The organism is uncultured Caldilinea sp., assembly GCF_937128415.1.
Taxonomy (GTDB): domain Bacteria; phylum Chloroflexota; class Anaerolineae; order Caldilineales; family Caldilineaceae; genus Caldilinea.
In genome coordinates this window covers 24,782-45,062 of sequence record NZ_CAKZMJ010000084.1, presented here as the reverse complement: position 1 = coordinate 45,062, position 20,281 = coordinate 24,782, and the positions used below count along the sequence as shown (strand labels likewise).

At 60.2% G+C, this 20,281-nt stretch carries 14 protein-coding genes; 13 read left to right on the top strand and 1 reads right to left on the bottom strand.

Going from position 1 to position 20,281, the window contains the following annotated elements; genetic code table 11:
• The first annotated feature begins 67 nt into the window (after nt 1-67).
• The 13 genes from Q0367_RS16390 (at nt 68) to Q0367_RS16330 (ending at nt 19,434) form a co-directional block, all read left to right on the top strand.
• Nucleotides 68-1,915, top strand: coding sequence for a cytochrome c (locus Q0367_RS16390; protein WP_297633926.1), 1,848 nt, complete (start codon nt 68-70; stop codon nt 1,913-1,915).
• A 9-nt stretch (nt 1,916-1,924) separates the two neighbouring features.
• Nucleotides 1,925-4,258, top strand: coding sequence for an AAA family ATPase (locus Q0367_RS16385; protein WP_297633929.1), 2,334 nt, complete (start codon nt 1,925-1,927; stop codon nt 4,256-4,258).
• Between the two features lie 225 nt (nt 4,259-4,483).
• Nucleotides 4,484-5,422: a CAP domain-containing protein gene (locus Q0367_RS16380; protein ID WP_298983585.1), complete on the top strand. Its 939-nt coding sequence runs from the start codon at nt 4,484-4,486 to the stop codon at nt 5,420-5,422.
• 273 nt (nt 5,423-5,695) lie between these two features.
• Nucleotides 5,696-6,889, top strand: coding sequence for an ROK family transcriptional regulator (locus Q0367_RS16375; protein WP_298983582.1), 1,194 nt, complete (start codon nt 5,696-5,698; stop codon nt 6,887-6,889).
• Between the two features lie 39 nt (nt 6,890-6,928).
• A complete protein-coding gene (locus Q0367_RS16370; protein ID WP_298983580.1) occupies nt 6,929-7,717 on the top strand; it encodes a PIG-L deacetylase family protein in 789 nt (262 codons plus the stop codon).
• Nucleotides 7,718-7,780: 63 nt separating this feature from the next.
• Entirely contained in the window at nt 7,781-8,707 is a 927-nt protein-coding gene (locus tag Q0367_RS16365) for a hypothetical protein (protein ID WP_298983578.1), read from the top strand.
• A 3-nt stretch (nt 8,708-8,710) separates the two neighbouring features.
• The gene (locus Q0367_RS16360) at nt 8,711-9,760 is read left to right on the top strand and encodes a uroporphyrinogen decarboxylase family protein (RefSeq protein WP_298983576.1); all 1,050 of its coding nucleotides are present in this window, start codon (nt 8,711-8,713) and stop codon (nt 9,758-9,760) included.
• Nucleotides 9,761-9,899: 139 nt separating this feature from the next.
• Nucleotides 9,900-11,201: an extracellular solute-binding protein gene (locus tag Q0367_RS16355; RefSeq protein ID WP_298983574.1), complete on the top strand. Its 1,302-nt coding sequence runs from the start codon at nt 9,900-9,902 to the stop codon at nt 11,199-11,201.
• 79 nt (nt 11,202-11,280) lie between these two features.
• Nucleotides 11,281-12,216: a carbohydrate ABC transporter permease gene (locus Q0367_RS16350; protein ID WP_298983572.1), complete on the top strand. Its 936-nt coding sequence runs from the start codon at nt 11,281-11,283 to the stop codon at nt 12,214-12,216.
• A gap of 2 nt (nt 12,217-12,218) precedes the next feature.
• Complete coding sequence (locus Q0367_RS16345; protein WP_298983570.1) at nt 12,219-13,064, top strand: carbohydrate ABC transporter permease; 846 nt, start codon at nt 12,219-12,221, stop codon at nt 13,062-13,064.
• An 84-nt stretch (nt 13,065-13,148) separates the two neighbouring features.
• Nucleotides 13,149-15,119 (top strand): GAF domain-containing protein, encoded by a 1,971-nt coding sequence (locus Q0367_RS16340; protein WP_298983568.1) that lies wholly within the window; start codon nt 13,149-13,151, stop codon nt 15,117-15,119.
• Between the two features lie 295 nt (nt 15,120-15,414).
• Complete coding sequence (locus Q0367_RS16335; protein ID WP_297633939.1) at nt 15,415-15,801, top strand: response regulator; 387 nt, start codon at nt 15,415-15,417, stop codon at nt 15,799-15,801.
• Between the two features lie 441 nt (nt 15,802-16,242).
• Nucleotides 16,243-19,434, top strand: a complete 3,192-nt coding sequence (locus tag Q0367_RS16330) for a response regulator (RefSeq protein ID WP_297633942.1) — start codon at nt 16,243-16,245, stop codon at nt 19,432-19,434.
• Here the strand turns inward: Q0367_RS16330 and Q0367_RS16325 are convergent.
• Entirely contained in the window at nt 19,427-20,281 is an 855-nt protein-coding gene (locus tag Q0367_RS16325; protein WP_297633945.1) for a TIGR03936 family radical SAM-associated protein, read from the bottom strand. The two genes, Q0367_RS16330 and Q0367_RS16325, sit on opposite strands and share 8 nt — an antisense overlap.

Here is a 20,281-nt window from a genome sequence, read left to right as displayed (position 1 = left end):
ATGATAAGTTTCCGCGAGTCGTCGCCTCTTCCTGCTCGCCGATTCTTGCTACGATTGGATGCCTCGCATGTTGAAACAGTTTGCCTCTCGTTTGACGCTTTTGGCGCGTAGACTGGCGTTTCTGTTGGTTGTGCTGGCGGTCTTGTGCGCCGCGCCGGCATGGGCGCAGGAGGAGCTTCCGCCTTTTGACGCTGGTCAGGTGACGCTTCCCGACGCTCCTCCGGCGGCGCTGCTCGGACGCAGCAGCTATCTGAGCAACTGCGCTCCCTGCCACGGCGAGCTAGGGCGAGGCGACGGCCCAACCGCGGCCAGCCTGCCCGGCCCGGCGACCGCCTTCGCCGAACGCTCGGCGATCTGGGAGCGCAGCCCCGCCATGCTCTTCTACACGACCAAGTTCGGCTGGTTGGACAAGCTGATGCCGCCGTGGTCTAATCGCCTGACCGATGACGAAATCTGGAACACCGTGGCGTATGCGTGGAGCCTGCATACGTCCGAGGCGGAGGTGGAGATGGGCGCAACGCTCTATGCCGCCAATTGCGCGTCCTGCCACGGTGAACGAGGCGCAGGCGATGGCCCGGAGGCCGAAGGCGCCTTGCCCGATTTCACCGACCTTTCCTACACCACCTTCGTCAGCCAGGCCGACTGGGACGCAGGCTGGCGCCGCGCGCATCCCGACCTGGGCGCCGACTGGACGCAGGCGCAACGAGAGGCGACGCTCGAATTCATCCGCACCTTCAGCTACGCGCCGCCCTGGGTTTCGCTCTATCAGGCGGGCGAGGGCGTGATCACCGGCGCTGTGCGTTTTGCGGAAGGCGCGCCGCAACCTGAGGACGCGCTGCAAGTTGCGCTCGACGCTTACCTGAATTTCGAGCGCGTCGCCAGCTTTACGACGACGCTCGGCGTCGACAACACCTTCGTGTTCGATGGTTTGGACGTCAACCCGGAGCTGGTCTATCTGGCCACGGTCGTAGTGGATGGCTTCACTTACTCCAGCCCTTTGATTACGTTGACGCCGGAGCAGCCGCAGGCTGCGGCTCCGATCACCGTCTACGGCGTCACCGAGGACCCGTCCGGCGTTCGCCTCAGCCGCATGCATTGGATCGTAGACGTGCGGCCGGGCGCGCTGCTTGTGGCCCAAATTTATCTGTTTCGCAACGACGGCGACCGCGCCTTCGTCGGGCGGACGATGGAGGGCGTGGAGGCGCCGGTCACCGTCGGCGTCGACGTCCCCCTGGATGCGCAGGAGATCACCCTGCAAGGGGGCGTCCTGGGCGGTCGTTTTCGCCGCGTGAGCAACATCATTTACGACACGCTGCCGGTCATGCCCGGCGAGAATGCGCAGCAGATTATCGTACAGTACGCCATTCCTGTGGAGGGCGATGGATACACCCTGGCGCAGGAGCTGCTGTATCCGACCGATTCGCTCTCCATGCTCGTGACCAACGTTCCTGGAGTGCGCATCGATGCGCCGGCTATGAGCTTCGACGGCGTCCAGACCTTCGAAGGCGTGGAGTATCAATTGTGGAGATTGAACGATTTCGGCCCCGGACGAATCGAGGTTCTGTTCCGTGGCCTGCCTCGCTTCGATGCAGCCGCCGCAGGGCTGCCGGCGACCTCTTCACGCTCCACCCTCAGCCCGCCGATGGAGCCGTGGGTCTCCTGGGTGATGATCGCATTGGTGGCGGCGGCGTTGTTGGCCGTGACAGGGGTCGCCATTCAGCGCGGCGCCTTCGCCACATCGACGACGCCGGAAAATCCGGAGGCGTTGCGCAACGCCCTCCTCGATGAAATCGCCCGGCTCGACGATCTCCATGCCCTAGGGCAGATCGACGAGAAGGAGTGGCTGCGCCGGCGTTCTCATCTGAAGGCGCAACTGATCGCTGCGACAGGCAAGCGAAGCGGCGCGGCCTCATAGACGAATCCTATGGATACGCTGCGCGGCGTCGTCGAACGCATCACCTTTCACAATGAAGAGACCGGCTACACCGTCGCCAAGCTGACGCCGGAAGCGACGACGCACACCCTGTTCGGCCCTGCTCGCGAAGTGACAATCGTCGGCGCCATGTTGGGGCTGAACGTCGGCGAGTGCGTCGAGTTGACCGGGCGGTGGACGGTGCACAGCGACTATGGCCGCCAGTTTCAGGTCGAAACGTTTCGCCCGGTTTTACCCGCCACCATCGCCGGGCTGGAAAAATATCTGGGCAGTGGGCTGATCAAAGGCGTCGGTCCGGTGACCGCCCATCGCATCGTCAAACAATTTGGCCTCGACGCGTTGACCATCATCGAAGAGCAGCCGGAACGCTTGATCGAAGCGCCGGGCGTCGGCCCGAAGCGGGTGGAGATGATCCGCAAGGCGTGGGCCGAGCAGCGCGCCATCAAGGAGGTGATGCTCTTCCTGCAGAGCCACGGCGTCAGCACCAGCCTCGCCGCCAAAATTTACAAGACCTACGGCGACGACGCCATCCACATCGTGCGCAGCGACCCCTACCGGCTGGCGCGCGACATCTTCGGCGTCGGTTTTCTCACGGCGGACAAAATTGCGCGCTCCCTCGGCATGCCGGAGGATGCGCCGGAACGCGTGGCTGCAGGCGTCGCCTATGCGCTCAACCAGGCGAGCGAGGAAGGGCATGTTTTTCTGCCCACTTCCGAGCTGGTGAAACTCACCGCCGAACTGTTGAATGTGCCTCCCTCCTTGATCGGCCTGGGCCTGGCGCGCCTGTGGAACGAGGGTCAGGTCAAGGTCGCGCCTGGAGCGGGGGGTGAAGCCATCGAGCCGCAGCCCGCCTTCGTCGCCGAGCCGAAGCTCGTCGCCGAGCAAGGGCAATTGTACGCCGTCCATACGGTTGAAGAGGCGCAGCAGCTGCTGGCGGAGGAGAACGCCGTCTACCTGGCGCCGCTCTATTTCAGCGAAGCCGGCGCGGCGCGGCGTCTCCGTCGCCTCCTGAACGAAGGAGAGAGCCGGCTGGCGGTCTTCGCGCAGTATCGTCCGGAGGAGTGGTCCCACGCCCTGGCCGCCGCCGAGCCTGGCGAGGGGTTTTCTCTCGCCCCTCAGCAACGACAGGCGGTGCAGGCTGCGCTGACGCATCGCGTGACCGTGCTGACGGGCGGCCCGGGCACCGGCAAGACAACCACTGTGCGCACGATTCTTCACCTCTGTCGGCGCGAGGGCAGACGCGTGTTGCTCGCCGCCCCCACCGGCCGCGCCGCTAAACGACTGGCGGAAACGACCGGCCAGGAAGCCAAAACCATTCATCGCCTGCTCGAATTCAAGCCGGGCGAAGGGCTGGCGTTTCAGCGCAATGAAGAAAACCCGCTCGAGGGCGACCTGTTGATCGTCGACGAAGCCTCCATGCTCGACCTGCCGCTTACGCATCATCTGCTGAAGGCGATTCCACCCGGCATGCATCTGCTGCTGGTGGGCGACATCGATCAATTGCCGAGCGTGGGCGCAGGCAATGTGCTCAAGGATGTCATCGCTGCGCTGGAAAGTCAGGAGAACCCCGGCGCCCGCGCAGCCGTCGTCCGTTTGCAGACCATTTTTCGCCAGGAGGCTGGTTCGCTGATCATCGCCAACGCCCATCGCATCAACGCAGGGCAAATGCCGATCATCGACAACCGGGCGGCGACCGACTTCTTCCTTTTTCGCACCGAAACGCCGGAGCGCGCCGCGCAACTGTGCGTCGAGCTGGTGACGGAGCGCATCCCGCGCCGTTTTGGCATTCCACCGGAGGAGATTCAGGTGCTGGCGCCGATGCATCGCGGGGTGGTCGGCGTGGCGGCGCTCAACGCTGCGCTGCAGAAGGCGTTGAACCCGCCTGCGCCCGATCGTCCGGAGCGCACCGTCGGCAGCCGCGTCTATCGCGTTGGCGACAAGGTGATGCAGGTTCGCAACAACTACGACAAAGATGTGTACAACGGCGACATCGGCCGCATCGTGGCCCTTGACCCCGTGATGCATACGTTGACGGTTGTGTTCGATGGCCGACCGGTTCGCTATGAGTTTCTTGAACTGGATGAACTGATCCACGCCTATGCCGTCAGCGTGCATAAGAGCCAGGGCAGCGAATTCACCGCCGTGGTGATCCCGCTCCTCACGTCGCACTACATGATGCTGCAGCGCAATTTGCTCTACACTGCAGTGACTCGAGCGCGACGGCTGGTCGTGCTGGTCGGGCAGCCGCGCGCCATCGCATTAGCCGTCAACAACAACGCCGTCACGGCCCGCTACACAGGGTTGAAGGAGCGTTTGCTCGGATAACGCGCCATCGACTCTCTGCATTAGCCCACTGATAACTCTAACGCTCAATATTAGACGAAAAGCCGTGCATCAGGCGCATGCAACTCGAAGCAAATGCACCATGAAATGGGTTGTCTTTCTGCGTACAATGAGGAACGTTTAGACAAGCGTTTGGCGATATTTTATAGTCATCATCCTTCGCAAAAACCTGGAAATTGCATAAAGCGCAAAAAGGTGTGGTCTTTTATGAATCGGGGATTTTGGGCTTGTTCGGTGATGAAGTTCAGACAAGGCGTCATTGGAATTGCGGCCATTCTTCTGTTGTCTTGCCTGGCGACGGCGCCATCCATCGCGGCCTCTGCTTGGGAAGTCGCCTTCACCGGCTGCGGCGGAGCGGATGTCGCCGTCGTCAACAGCGAATATGAAGCGCGCGTAGTGGAATTGGTCAACCGCGAACGCGTCGCCAACGGCGTCCCGCCGCTCAAGCGCACGGCGGCGCTGGACAAGGCGGCGCGCTACCACGCCGCCGATCTGGCGCTGGACAACTACTTCAGCCACGACACCCATGACCGCAACAACGGCGCGCTGGTGCGCGTCTGCAGCGCATTCGAGCGCATGCGCGTCTGGTATAACTATTGGGCGGCGGCGGAGAACGTCGCCGCCGGCTATCGCACGCCGGAGGCGGTGATGCAAGGTTGGTTGAGCAGTGAAGGCCACCGGCGCAACATCCTCAACCCCGACCTGCGCGAGATCGGGGTGGGGTATTTCAGCGGCGCAGGCGATTATGGCGCCTACTGGGTGCAGGATTTTGGCTCGCGACGGGACGTCTATCCCATGGTCATCAACAACGACGCTCCTACCACCGCCAGCCGTGAGGTCAGCGTCTACATCTACGGCGACTGGAGCGAGATGCGGCTACGCAACAACAGCGGCGCCTGGGAAGCGTGGCGTCCCTTCGCCAGCAGCTTCGCCTGGACGCTCGACGACCGGCCCGGCGAGCAGGTCGTCTCGGCGGAGCTGCGCAAGGGCGCGCAGACCTACGCCGCCTGCAGCCGCATCACGTTGGTGACCGCCGGCGCGGCGGAGGCGATGAACGGCTATCAGATTTTCCTTCCGGCGGTGAGCGCAGGCAATCAACCCTCACAGACCCCACCCAACGAGGAAATTGTTACATGTGATTGGTGAAGAACAGCCACCGATGATAGAGTCGGATGAGGCGCTGCTGTTCATCGATTTTCTGTCGGAAAAATATTAAGCTATCTCCGAACCGAACTGCACTGAGCGCCAAAAGCGAAACTGCGAGCGTTGACAACAGCGGAACAACAGAAAAAAAGACAATGAAATAACGCTTGACAGTCGCTCGTCGCTCTGATATTCTTTCTTTCAGAAAGAAACTCCCTTTGTGGTTTCCCTGTTAAGTGTATATCTCAAAGCGTATAGTTTTTCGTTTCACCTGCGATGAAGCGAACCGGTGATGCAAGGTTACTGCGTCGTGTGAACCGCTCGGCGGTGCTGGACCTAATCTATCGCGAAGGGCCGTTGCCTCGCGCTGAAATTGCGCGTAGGCTTCAGCTCAGCCCGCCAACCGTCACGCGCATTGTCTCTAAAATGCTCGAAGAGGGCGCAATTCTTGAATCCGAAGTGGTCGATTCCCAAGGTGGGCGCCCGGCGACGCTTTTGCGCTTTAACCCTCAGTCTGCACTTATGATTGGGGTCTATATCGGCCAACAGGTCGTAGGCGCGCTTGCGGACTTAAACGGTCAAATCATCGAATCGCGCACAGAGCGAATGGAGTGCGGTGATGGCGGTGTCGAGCAGTTGATTCAATTGATCTCGGCGCTTCATGCCAAAGCGCACTCCCTTGGCATCCCTGTGCGTGGGGTTGGCGTCGGAGCCCCGTCGATCGTGCAATATCCTGAGGGCATTGTCGTCTGGTCGCCGACGTTGGGCTGGCGCAATCTTCCTCTGCGCAATTTGCTTCAGGATACGCTTCACCTGCCGGTCTTTGTGGAGAATGAGGTGAACCTGATTGTGCTGGGGGAGAACTGGCGGGGCGTAGCGCAGGGCCTCAATAATGTTGTCTGTATTTCGCTCGGAGACGGCATCGGCGCCGGCCTGATTCTCAATGGCAAACTCTATCGGGGGACACATTGCGCATCCGGTGAGATCGGATACCTGATTCCCGGACGGCAGTTTTTGGGCTACGCCTATGACACTTATGGGTGTCTGGAAGGTCTGGCCGGATGTTCCGGGATCGTCCGACGTTTTTGGACCGCAGTGGAAGCTGGAGCGTCATCGATGTTATTTGCTGCGGATCGAACGGAGATCACAGCGGAAACGATCCTGATTGCAGCCACGCAAGGAGATGAAGCAGCGGCGCAGGTCGTCGATGAGACCATTGATTACATCGTCATTGCCATCGCCAACCTGTCTGCAATTCTTGATCCAGAGATGGTCATCATCAGCGGAGAACTGGCAAAATACGGCTCAATCTTGATCGACGAAGTCCGGCGGCGGTTCAACGGCCTTGCGCCCCATACGCCGCCGATCCTAGTGTCGGCGTCTCATGTAGACGCCGCCGTGATGGGGGCGGTGGCAAGCGCAATGATGGAGACAAGCAACGCCCTGGAGCTTTACCCACGCAATTTGTGAAAAGGTGCTATCTACGGTGGCATGGATAAAAGTCGCCCTATGAGTATTGTTTCATCCAAACGCGCCTTCGCCATCGTTGCGCATCCTGACGACCTCGAATTCATGATGGCGGGTACGCTTATTTTGCTTCGTCAGGCTGGCTACGAAATTCATTGCATGACGGTTGCAGATGGTTCGTTAGGCAGCGTGAGATGGGACGCCGTAACGACTGCCTCCATCCGTCGGCAGGAGTCCATCGAGGCCGCGGCCTTGTTAGGCGCAGTCTATCATGAGAGCATCTGCCCGGATATGGGCATCTTTTATGAGCCGGTGACGTTGAGGCGACTGGCTGCCGTCGTTCGAGAGGTCGCGCCTACGATTCTGCTCACCCATCCGCCGGTTGATTACATGGAAGATCACATGAACACCTGTCGGCTGGCGCTTTCGGCCGCTTTTGTGCGTGGGGCGCCGAACTATGTGACCGACCCACCCCGTCCTCCGGTCGATGCGCCTGTCACCATCTATCACGCTATGCCCTATGGCTTGCGAGACCCGATGGGAAGGGTTGTGCATGCAGAATACTATGTGGACATCAGCGATGTTCTGCCCTTAAAGCGCCGGATGTTGGAGATGCATCGCAGCCAGAAAGAATGGCTGGAAGCCAGCCAGGGAATCGGAGCCTTCGTCGCCCACATGGAGGCAATGAGCCGACGGGTTGGGGAGCTGTCCGGTCGTTTTCTGTACGCGGAAGGATGGACGCGCCATCTTTCCCTTGGGTACTGTAGGGAGGAAGATGACCCCCTGGTGGATGCACTCGGGGAGCGCGTGCTGCATTTGGAATTGAAGTAGGCGGCGAAGGGGTTTGCAGCTTTTTGGCGAAAAAATTCAGAGCACTGATTCAGAGGGAAAACTATGAGACCGCTGAGCATTGTGGCGCCTGATTGGTGGGATTACACAACACTCGATCGCGAAATCCTTGATGACGCGGCGCGACTAACCCCGGAAGACTTGGTTGCGCTCAGCCGCCCCGGCTTCACCGTGAAAATCTACGACACCGTAGAAGAGTTTTATCTGGCCGAAGCGCTCGAGTACATTCATGCCTGGCAGCAGGCGACGCCGGAGCAGCCGGCCGGCATCTGTGGGCCGATCGGCCCCACCGAACAGTTGCCGTTGGTGGCTCAACTGGTGAACGAGCTGGAGCTCGACCTGCGCTATGCTCACTTTTGGGGCATGGATGAATGGGTGATCGACGGCAAGGAAGCGCCTATCGACTTTCCGTTGAGCTTCGCCCGAGCCGACATGGAGCTTTGCTTCAATCGCATCCGGCCAGATTTACGCATGCCGCCCGAGAACATCCATTTTCCCAAAGCTGACCCCACCGAGTATATCGCAAGCTGGTCGCGGGCGCGCTGCGTCATCATGCAAGGGGGGCAGGGCGAGGTGAAACATTGGGCGTTCAACGATCCGCCCCGACGCGAACCGCCCTGGACGGAAACGCCGCCTCCGCCTGAGGTGTATCGCCAACTGGGCACCCGCGTAGTCGATTTGCACCCCATGACCATTATTCAGAACGCAAGAACGTCAGGCGGTGGGGTGGTGCAGAATGTGCCGACGAAAGCGGTGACCGTCGGTCCTCTCGAAACCTGGCGCGCAGAAAAGGTTTCTATCTGGCACGCAGGCAAACACGACAATCCGTTTGGGCAACGATTGACCACGCTCATGATTTCCAAACGGATCGTCGACACCTCAGTGCCGATGTCTTTGTTGGCCGATCACCCGAATGTTCAATTTAATTTCTTGCGAAGCGGCATCGGCGTGTGCGCGGTGGAGATGCACTAACTCATGAATTCGTATGAACGCTACGAGGCGGTTTGCAATTTGCGTCAACCGGATCGAGTTCCGGTCAGCCCTTTGATCATGACTTTCGCCGCCCGGCTGGCAGGCGTCAAATACAGCGACTATTGCCGCTACGGCGAGGTGATGGCGAGCGCCCAACTTCAATCCATCCGGCGCTTCGGCTACGACAGCGTCAACGTCACCTCAGACGCCGTGCGCGAGTCGGAGACGGTCGGTGCGCCTGTCATCTGGCAGGAGGACGAAGTTCCCGGCGCACCTGGGGATGACTCTTTGATCAAAGGGCCGGATGATCTGAAAAAGTTGCGTTTGCCCGATCCACTTGGCCCGAACCGCATGCACGAGCAGATCAAGGCCCTGCGCATTCTGCAACGCGAATTGGGCGATGGCCAGGTGGTGTATGGGTGGGTGGAGGCGCCGTTCCAGGAAGCGGCCATGCTGCGCGGGCTGAGCAATCTGATGACGGATCTCTACGAGCACCCCAAGATGGTGCATGCGTTGATGCGTTTTGCCACAGAGATGGAGCTTGCCTTTGGTTTAGCGCAGGTTGAGGCGGGCGCTCGCTACATCGGCGTAGGCGATGCTGTTGCGTCGTTGGTTTCGCCGCGGCATTACCGAGAGTACAATTTCCCCTACGTTTCCGAACTGATCTCCTCCTTGAAGAAAACCGGTGTGCGCATCAAATATCACGCCTGCGGGAACACAACGGCGCTGCTTCCGCTTTTTGCAGAGTTAGAGTTGGACATCATCAACCTCGACTCCCTGATCGACTTGAAGGAAGCCAAGGCGATTCTCGGCCATAAGATGTGCGTCAAAGGCAACATCGACCCGGCTCGAGTGATGCTGGCCGGCACTCCAGAGCAAGTGCGCGCAGAGGTGCGACGTTGTTTGCGGGAGGGGGGGATGGATGGCGGCTTTATTTTGAGCCCGGGCTGCGAGCTGCCGCGCGATACGCCGTATGAAAACCTGGAGGCGCTGGTCGCCGCAGCCGACGAATATGGCCGTTATCCGCTGAAAGATTCCTTGCTCGAAGGGTGAATTGGCTTGAGACGAGCCATCGATAGCCATCGATGTGGTTTCGTCGGTTGTACTGATATGGTTGCGTGTGCGTCATCCAGAATTCCGGGTCTTTGGTGCAATGAAGCTGCAAACCATCAAATAAAGGAGGAAAGTCAACATGCAACTCGTCCGCTGGGTCTCTTTTTTCTTAGTTCTTTCTCTGTTGATAGGGTGTACGGCGCCTGTCGCTGCGCCGTCGGCGGCGCCGGCTCCGAGCACGCAGACGGTGCTGCGCGCGCTGTTCATGCAACAGGCCGGTTACCAGCAGAGCGACATCGAGGCGATCACTCAGGAATACGAGGCGCAGAATCTCGACGTTGACGTGCAGCTTGATTTTGTCGCCTACGAAGCCCTGCACGACAAGATCGTCACGGCTGCCGCCGCCGGCGCCGGCGGTTACGACGTCGTGCTGATGGACTGCATTTGGCCGGCCGAATTCGCCTCCGCCGACTTCATTCTCGACGTGACCGATCGCATTCCAGAAGATGTGCGGGCGGACATCTGGCCTGGGGCGCTGGAGGCAGTGACATGGCAGGGGCGACTCTACGGGATGCCATGGTTGAATGATGTGTTGTATCTCTATTACAACAAAGAAATGCTGGAGAAGGCTGGTTTCTCGGCGCCTCCAAAGACATGGAGTGAACTGCGCGAGATGGGCCTGGCCGCCAAAGCCCAGGGTCTGGTTGAATATCCTTTCATTGAGTATTTCCAGCAGGATGAGGGCCTGACCATTGCCTTCGCTTATTATCTCTTCGCCTTCGGCGGCTCGTTCTTCGATGAAGAAGGCAAGCCCACCTTCAATAGCCAGGAAGGACTGGCTGCACTGAATTTCATGGTGAACGGTCTCAAAGACGGATTGATCAATCCGGCGTCGCTGGAGTCCACTTACGAGGAAGTGCGTCGCACGTTTTCGCAGGGCGCCTCGCTCTTTTCCGTCAACTGGGCGTACCAGCTGAACCTTGCCAACGATCCGGCGGAGTCACAGATCGTGGGCAACGCAATTGTGACGTTGATGCCTGGCGAAGTTGAGCCCAGCGCCACCATCAATGGCGGCATGGGCCTCGCTATCATGAAGAGTTCGCAGAATCCAGATCGGGCGTGGGAGTACATTCAGTTCCTTTCCAGCAAAGATGTGCAAAAACGCTACTCCCAGAATGCACTGCCGATCTGGAAATCGCTCTTCGATGATCCGGAGTTATTAGAGATGCAGCCAGCTGTGGCGCGAGAGCAGGATTTTGTGAACGTCTCTAAACAGCAATATGCTTTCCTCCGCAACCGCCCGATCGTGCCGTATTATTCGGAGACGTCTGAGATTATTGCGCGAGAAGTGCAGGCAGCCCTCACCGGCGCCAAGACGCCGGAGCAGGCGCTGGCGGACGCAGAAGCGGCGATCCTGAAAGTGCGCGAACAGTATCAGTGACGCCATCTCTCTGACCTGTCGTCTGCGCAGCAGAAAGAACGTCTGTTGCGCAGACGACGTCTGACCAGAGGACCGATTGATGACTACAGCTTCAACGGTGCGCCATTCCAGCCCGCAACGCACCCAGATGAGCCATTCTCGTCAAGAGAGGTTTCTGGCTTGGCTGCTTATCGCTCCCGCCTTTCTCGTTGTCTTTGCCCTCATCTTCATCCCGATCGTGCGCGCCCTGTGGATGAGCCTTCACGTGATCGATCTCAAGCGTCCGGCGCTTGGACAACCGTTTGTCGGTCTGGGCAATTACGCCGATATTTTACAGGATGGCTCTTTCTGGGCGTCGGTGGGGCGCACGGCGTATTTCATGGGTCTTTCGATCGCTCTGGAAGTGGTATTGGGCGTAGCGGTCGCCGTGTTGCTGAATCAATCCTTCAAGGGCCGAGGGCTGCTGCGGGCGCTTGTGCTCATCCCCTGGGCGCTGCCGATCACGATCGACGCCATCATGTGGAAGTGGATCTACAACCCTTCCTACGGCGCGCTCAACAGTCTGCTCTACCAATCGGGCCTGATCAGCAGCTATCGCACGTGGCTGAGCGATCCGATCTCCGCCATGCACATGGTGATCGTCGCTGACGTCTGGAAGACGACGCCGTTGGTGATTTTGTTGACCCTGGCTGCCCTGCAGACAATCCCACCCGCCCTCTATGAGGCGGCGCGCGTCGACGGCGCTTCCGCCTGGCGCAGCTTCTGGTCCGTCACGTTGCCTCTGTTGCGTCCAACGCTGACGATCATCTTGGTCATCCGAACGATGGACGCCTTTAAGGTGTTCGACATTATCTACATCATGACCTCAGGCGGCCCCTCTGATGGCACCAAGGTGATCGCCTACTATACATATCTGGAGGCCTTTTCATTTTTGCGACAGGGACGCGGCGCTGCGCTGGCGTGGCTGATGACGCTCTTTATCGGGGTGATGGCTTTCTTCTATATTCGACTGGTGAATCGAGAGACGGAATACTGACGATGCGTCGCCTTCTTCCACAGATAGGTCTATACGCTGCAGCAGCGCTGGTGGCAATTGTCATTCTGGCGCCGCCTATCTGGCTTTTGATCTCAAGCATCTCTTCCACAGCGGAATTGCTGCGCGTGCCGGTGCACTGGATTCCGGAAGCGCCGACGCTGGAACGCTATGTTCAGATTGCCACAGCCACCGGCGGGGATTCGGCGGCGAATTTCAGGCGCTCCTTGTTCAACAGCCTGGCGATCGCAGCCTCAGTGACTGCGATCTGTGTGACGGTGGGCGCCCTGGCCGCCTATTCCTTCGCACGGATGTCTTTTGCAGGTCACGGTCAGCTTGTCTATGTCCTGCTCATTTCCTACACGTTGCCGCCGATCATGCTGGTGATTCCGTTGTTTCGGGTCATGGGCGATCTGCAGTTGCTGGACACCATCCAGGGACTGGTGATCGTCTATTCGTCTCTGATCATGCCCTTCGCCATCTGGATTTTGCGGAGCTACTTTCAGACGATTCCCGCCGATTTAGAGGACGCGGCAATGATCGACGGCTGTACGCGGCTACAGGCGCTAACTCGCGTCATCCTGCCCATCTCATTGCCCGGCATTGTGGCGACCGGCCTTTTCTGTTTTCTCGCCTCTTGGGAGGAATTCTTGATTGCGCTCATCTTCACCTCCAGCCCGGCGGCCAAGACAATCCCGGTCGCTATCGCCGAGTTCACCGGTCGGCATGCGATCGACTATGGCATGATGGCGACGGGAGGCGTGATCGCTGCCCTTCCTCCAATCTTGATTGCCCTCCTTTTTCAACGCTACCTGATCAGCGGGCTGGCCTCTGGTGCGGTCAAAGGATGACCTTTGACCCGCCGGAAAATCTGTGGAATAATGGTGTAAGCATAGCGCCATAGTTCTAGCCGCCGGCCTATATGAAGGTCATCGATGCCCTTCAGAAAACCTTCGCCGCCGTCTCAAACTTCCTCCGCTGATGTGGAACTCGATGGGTTCAAGACCATCTGGCGCGTCGTGGTCCCGTACACCCTCTTCAGCGCCCTATGGATTGCTCTGTCGAATCGTGCGCTTGCGCTGTGGGCGCCGGACGCAGCAACGTTGACAACCTGGCAGACTTTCAAAGGCTGGCTTTTCGTCCTCATCAGTGCGCTCTTCATCGCCTGGCGGTTGCGCATCGAATTTCAGCGCCGCCGCCGTGCAGTCACTGCACTGGCGGCCAGCGAACGCCGCGTGCAAAAGCTGAATCGCATCTACGCCGTCCTCAGCGAGGTCAACCAGACCATCGTGCGCGTGCGCAATCCGGCGGAATTCTTGCCCAAAGCCTGCGAGGTCGCCGTCGAGGTTGGCGGGCTGCGCATGGCCTGGATCGGCCTCGTCGATCCAGAGAACGGCGCGGTCAGGCCGGTCGCTCACGCCGGCGTCACCAATGGATATCTGGAACAGCTCCACATTGCCCTCGACGACTCCCCGCGCAGCAAAGGGCCGACGGCCAGCGCGCTGCGCAGCGGTCAGCCTGTCGTCGTCGATTCGGTGGCCGACGACCCGCGCATGGCGCCGTGGCGCAAATATGCACTGGAACTGGGGTATCGCTCCATCGCTGCCCTGCCGCTCATTTCCGGCGGCGCCGTACGCGGGGTGATTACGCTGTATTCCTCGGAGCCGGCCTTCTTCAACGCCGATGAGGTGAAGTTGCTCGAGGAGCTGGCGCTCGACGTCGCGTTTGCGCTCGAGATGGCCGACCAGGAAAAGCGTCGCGCTCAAGCCGAAGAACGTCTACGCATGGCGGTCAGCGCCAGCGCCGTAGGGCTGTGGGATTGGGACCTGCGCACCAACGAAGTGTATTTCTCTCCAGAGTGGAAACAACAGATCGGCTACGCCGACCATGAGCTGGAAAACTCCCTGGACGCATGGCGACGCTGCATCCATCCCCAGGATCTGGCGAGCGTCTTCGACGCCTCCGGCTCGTATCTCGTCGTCTCCGAGCCAAACTATCGCCTCGAATTTCGCATGCGCCACAAGGACGGTTCGTATCGTTGGATTCTGGCGCAGGCGGCCGTGTTGTTCGACGAATGCGGCGCCCCTTCTCGCATTCTCGGCGCCCATATCGACATTACGCCGCAAAAGATGCTGGAGGCGGAGCTGGAGGCGCGTGTGCATGCGCGCACTGAAGAACTAGAAGCCGCCATGGAAAAGGCGCAGACCGCAGACCGACTCAAATCGACCTTTCTGGCTACGATGTCCCACGAGCTGCGCACGCCGCTCAATTCCATCATCGGCTTCACCGGCGTCTTGTTGCAGGAGCTGGCCGGACCGCTGAACGAAGAACAGAAGAAGCAGCTTGGAATGGTCTACGAGAGCGCTCGTCATCTGCTGGCGCTGATCAACGATGTCCTGGACATCTCGAAGATCGAAGCGGGTCAGATCGAGCTGAAAATTGCTCCCTTCGACGTGCGCAGCGCCATCGAGGCCGTCTTGCGCAGTATGATGCCTGCAGCGCAGCGCAAAGGCATCGCATTGTCGGCAATCGTCGATGAAAATGTGAGCGAGGTGATCAGCGACCGCCGTCGCGTCGAGCAAATCTTGCTCAACCTGCTCAGCAATGCCGTCAAGTTCACCGAACGAGGGTCTGTTCACCTTCACTGTCGGGTGGAAGCGCCGATGGTGCTCATCAGCGTGCAAGACACCGGTGTCGGCATTCGGGAGGAGGACCTTGGCCGCCTGTTCCGGCCCTTTCAGCAGCTCGACGAAGGGCTGACGCGGCGTCACGAAGGAACGGGGCTGGGGCTGGCAATCTGCGCCAACCTGGCCAGATTGTTGGGCGGCTATATCAGTGTTGAGAGCAAGTGGGGCGTCGGAAGCACCTTTACGCTGCATCTGCCGCTGCGCCCGCCAACCTCTTGAAAGCGCCGATCGGAGACAAAGTTGGAACGGCTTCACAACTTATGTTACGCAGTCAAGTGAAACCTTCTTGTAGAATACGGACCTCCAGGAAGCTGGATGGAATTTCACAAAGGATTCTGGCGCCTTGTAGGCGCAATTATGAGCTGCGCCTCCTCGATTCCCAAGACTTTGCGGACCATCGAGAACGTGCGGCTCCCAGCCGCACCTGCCGCCATTGCCAGATGATTTTGTTCAAACTCTAGAGCTTCCCGGGCAAGAAGCCAACTGCGCAACGTCTATTCATAAGGAAGTAGAGATGGCAACCATTTTAGTGATCGAGGATAATCGCCAGAACCGCTACCTGGTCACTTTTCTGCTTGAAAGAGAGGGACACACCGTCCTTCAGGCCACGAACGGTCTGGAGGGAGTTGCGCTGGCCGAAGAGCTGCATCCCGATCTCATCCTGCTCGACATTCAACTGCCGGACATCGAGGGCTATGCAGTCGCCGAGCGTCTGCGACAGGCACCCACCCTTGACGACACCCCGATCGTCGCCGTCACTTCCTTTGCCATGGTCGGCGATCGGGAGCGCGCGCTGGCGGCCGGCTGCACCGGCTATATCGAAAAGCCGATCGACCCGATGACATTTCTGGATGAAGTGGCGATGCATTTGCAAGGCGGCTCTCAAGAGACGCCGTCTTGATGAGGGGATAAAGTGCACACCGAACGAATTCAGCGTCCGATAGCAGGAGCTGCGCCAAAGCGAGCGGAGCATGGCGCGGAAGCCAACCGGCTTATGATTTTCATAAAATCACCCGACAATGGGGGCGGCTACGAGCCGCAGGCGCACCGCCCGTAGCTGCGGCTACGAGCCGCAGTTCCTGGCATGCAGTTAGCGCAGGCGCACCGCCCGTAGCTGCGGCTCGCAGCCGCAGTTCCTGGCATGCAGTTAGCGCAGGCGCACCGTCCGTAGCTGCGGCTCGCAGCCGCAGTTCCTGGCATGCAGTTAGCGCAGACACACCGTCCGTAGCTGCGGCTCGTAGCCGCAGTTCCTGGCATGCAGTTAGCGCAGGCGCACCGCCCGTAGCTGCGGCTCGCAGCCGCAGTTCCTGGCCGGAAGAAATGACCAATTACAGGAGATCTTATGGCGACCATTTTGGTGGCGGATGACCACGAGGCGAACCGGTATCTGGAGCGCACGCTTCTGGAAGCGCACGGTCATCGCGTATTGACGGCGACGAACGGCGCCGAAGCGCTGAGCATCGCTCGTCAGACGCAGCCCGATCTGATCATTTCAGACGTGTTGATGCCGGTGATGGACGGCTTTGCGCTGCGCCGCGCTTGCCTGAGCGATGAGGCGCTGCGGCGCATTCCGTTCATCTTCTACACCGCCACGTTTTACGACGAAAAAGACGCCGAGCTAGGGCTGCGGCTGGGCGCTGCGCGCTATCTCATCGGACCGCTTGAAAATGACGTCTTTCTCCACCATGTTCAGCAAGTTCTGACCGAAACAGCCTCCGGATCGCCGCCGGTCTTGACAGGAGAGTCGGCAGACGTCGAATTTTACCGGCTTTATAATGAAGCGTTGGTGCAGAAGCTCGAAGCCAAGATGAATGAGCTGGCGTTGGCCAATCGTCGCCTGGTCGAACGCGAGCGCTTTGTCTCCGGCATCCTGGATCACCTCTCTGCGCAGATCGCCATTCTGGATAGCAACGGCGTCATTCTCGCCGTCAACAAACCATGGCGCTCCGCCGACGACTTTCCTCCAGGGCGACGCCTGCTGAACGAAGGCGCCGATTATCTGGCCTTTTGCGACGCCGCAGCCGCCGGCGATGAACATTTCGCCCGGCTGGCGGCCGCGATCCGTTCCGTGCTGGCGGGCGAGCAGGCGTCGATTGAGCTGGAACATCCTCTGCCGGCGCCGAATGAGATACGCTGGCTTCGCACCCGCATTGTCCGTTTCCCCGGCGAAGGCTCCATGCGGGCGTTGATCGCCCATGAAGATGTCACGCCGCGCGTCGCAGCGGAGGAGAAGCAGCGCCAGAGCGAGCGCAACCTGCAGCAAAGCCTACAGCGCCTGGAGATAGCTGCTCGCGCCGCAGGCCTGGGCGTTTGGGAAGCCGATCTAAGGAGCGGCGTCGAAATCTGGGATGAGCGCATGTATGAAATTTATGGCGTTTCCCCAGAAACCTTCTCCCCCACCCCAGGAGCGTGGCGCGCTTTGGTCCATCCCGAAGATTTGCCGCAGGCGCTTGCAGCGGAGGAAGCCGCCTTCAAGGGAGAAGGCGACCGGGTCGCCCATACTCATTATCGCATCATTCGTCCGGATGGCGCCATCCGTTTCATCGAGACCTACGCCCAGGCGCAGCTCGCCCCAGATGGCTCGATTCAAAAATTATATGGGGTCGACCGCGATGTGACGGAAATGATGATGGAGGAGGAGCGACAGCGCCTGCGCGAGGCGGCGCTGCACAACGCCGCCAACGGCATCGTCATCACCGACCGTGAGGGGCTGATCGTTTGGGTCAACCCGGCGTTTTCGGCGTTGACCGGCTACACGCTGGAGGAGGCGGTGGGACGCAACCCCAAGGACCTTGTTCGTTCTGGGCTGCAAAGCCAGGAGTTTTACGAAACGATGTGGAGCACGATCCTGGCGGGGAAGCCCTGGCGCGGCCGCCTCATCAACAGACGCAAGGACGGAACTCTCTATCATGAAGAGCAGACGATCACGCCGGTGCGCAACGCAGAGGGCGAGATCACGCATTTTGTCGGCATCAAACAGGACATCACCGAGCGGGTGCGCGATGAGGAAGAGCGGGCGCGACTGCTCGAACAGGTGAAGGCGCAGGCGGAGCAGCTGGCGCAGATCATGCACAGTACGCCCGACGGCATCCTCCTGCTTGACGCCGAAAAGCGCATCCTCAACGCCAACCCCCTGGCCGAGGCGTTTCTCCACGAGCTGGTGGACAGCCCGTCCGAAACCCTCACGCGCCTTGGCGACTGCGACGTCGACGAACTGCTGGCGTCGGCGCGGCCCGGTCACTGGCGCACGATCCAGCGCGGAAAACGCATCTTTGAGGCGACGGCGCAACCTGTAACGCACAATGCCTCCTCCGGTTGGGTGGTCGTGATTCGCGACGTCACCGAACGCCGCGAGGTGCAACGTCAACTCTACGCCCAGGAGCGGCTGGCGGCGGTCGGCCAACTGGCCGCCGGCATCGCCCACGACTTTAACAACATCATGTCGGTGATCGTCGCCTACGCCGAACTGACGGCCGAGTCGCCGTCCCTGAGCGAACGCGAGCGCGAACGGCTGCTCACAATCCGTCAGCAGGCGTTGCGCGCCACGCAGATGATCCGCCAGATCCTGGACTTCAGCCGGCGCTCGGTGATCGAGCGACAGACCTTTGACCTGCTGACGCTGCTTAAAGAGCAGGTGAAGCTGTTGCGGCAGACGCTCCCGGAGAATATTGAAATTCGACTGGATTATGAACCTGAGGACTACCTCGTCAACGCCGACCCAACGCGCATGCAGCAAATGGTCATGAATCTCGCCCTCAACGCGCGCGACGCCATGCCGGAAGGCGGACGACTGCGCATCGCCCTTCATCGGCGTCAAATTGACGAGAAGAACGCGCCTGTCTTCGGCATGAAGCCCGGTCTATGGGTGCAGCTGACCGTTTCGGATACAGGCGTAGGCATCCCGCCGGAAATCGGCGATCGCATCTTCGAGCCATTTTTCACCACCAAAGCGCCTGGCAAGGGCACCGGCCTGGGCTTGCCGCAGGTGCAGGGCATCGTCGCCCAGCACGAAGGCCATATTACGGTGGAGAGCGCGCCCGGCGCCGGCGCCACCTTCACCATCTACCTTCCCGCCGTTCCCTTGCCGAACGATGGGCAATTTGTCGCCGCAACGGCGTCCATCACGCCTCGAGGACAGGGTGAGACCATTCTGGTTGTCGAAGATGAAGAGTTTGTGCGCAAGGCGCTGGTGGAGCTGCTCAGCGCCTGGAATTATCGCGTGCTCGCCGCTGCGAACGGCGTAGAGGCGTTGAGGGCATTGGAACCGTGTGCAGCCGTAGACCTGGTGATCAGCGACATCGTGATGCCTCAAATGGGCGGCGTAAGCCTGTTGAAGGAGCTGCGCAGACGAGGATGTCGGGTGCCGGTGGTGCTGATGACCGGCCATGCGTTCGACTTTGATCCCGCCGAGCTGCGCTCCCTGGGGCTGAGCGGTTGGCTCAACAAGCCGCCTTCCATCGCAGAATTGGCGGAGGTGGTTGCGAAGACGTTGAGCAAGGCGGCTTTTCCCGGCGTAAAATCAACGGTCAAATGAATTCATCCACCGCGCGCTCGTTGATGCTGCGTTGCCCCTCGCGAGGGCCGATCTCGACGCCGGGCGCCGGCCGGCGCAGCGACTCGCCCCGCACCCCGCGCGGGGCTGCAATCTGCTCCTGCGAGATGACCGGATACTGCGCCATCACGGCGACATCGTCTTCGTTGTCGGCGAAGTAAAGGCGGTCTCGCCGCAAGGTGCGCGCGAAATCGTCGAAGCCGAGCGCGTCGACCACTTCGTCGGGCCGGCCGGTGGCGCCGCTGCGCGCCTGCACGCGCAGGAAGATGCGATGCTCCTCCAACGTTGGGTCATAGCCCAGGTAGCGCAGCTCGAAGACAAGCGGACGCAGATTGTAGGTGTAGCGCTTCCCCTTGCGCTCTCGCTCGCGCCAGATCGTCGTGCGCGCCAGAAAGTCAGCGATGCGCTCTGCGAGCAGACTTTCGGGGATCTCGTCCGGCGCTGCATAGAGGAGGATCGTGTAATCGGCGCCGATGACTAACGTCTGCAGCGGAGGGGCGTTGAGAGGAACCTCCTCGAACGCGTGGAGGGTGACGGCGGGCGGCAACTTGGCGCGCAGCCGCGCCGCCGCCTCGTCGAGTGGAACCGGCGGTGAGAGGACGATGTCGAGCAGCTCGTTCACGCCGGTGATGCCGACGCCCAGCGCTGCGGCGAACTGAATGTGCGGCTGTGGGTTGAAGCCTTGCTTGTAGAGCAGCGGCAGGTCGGCGCGACGCAGGGCTCGTTCCCAGAGCCGGAACTCATCGTGATGTGAGATGAATTTGATGGCTTCGCCTTTCGCATAGCGGATACGTATGCGTTGCCGCAAAAGCGATTGCGCTGCGTCCAT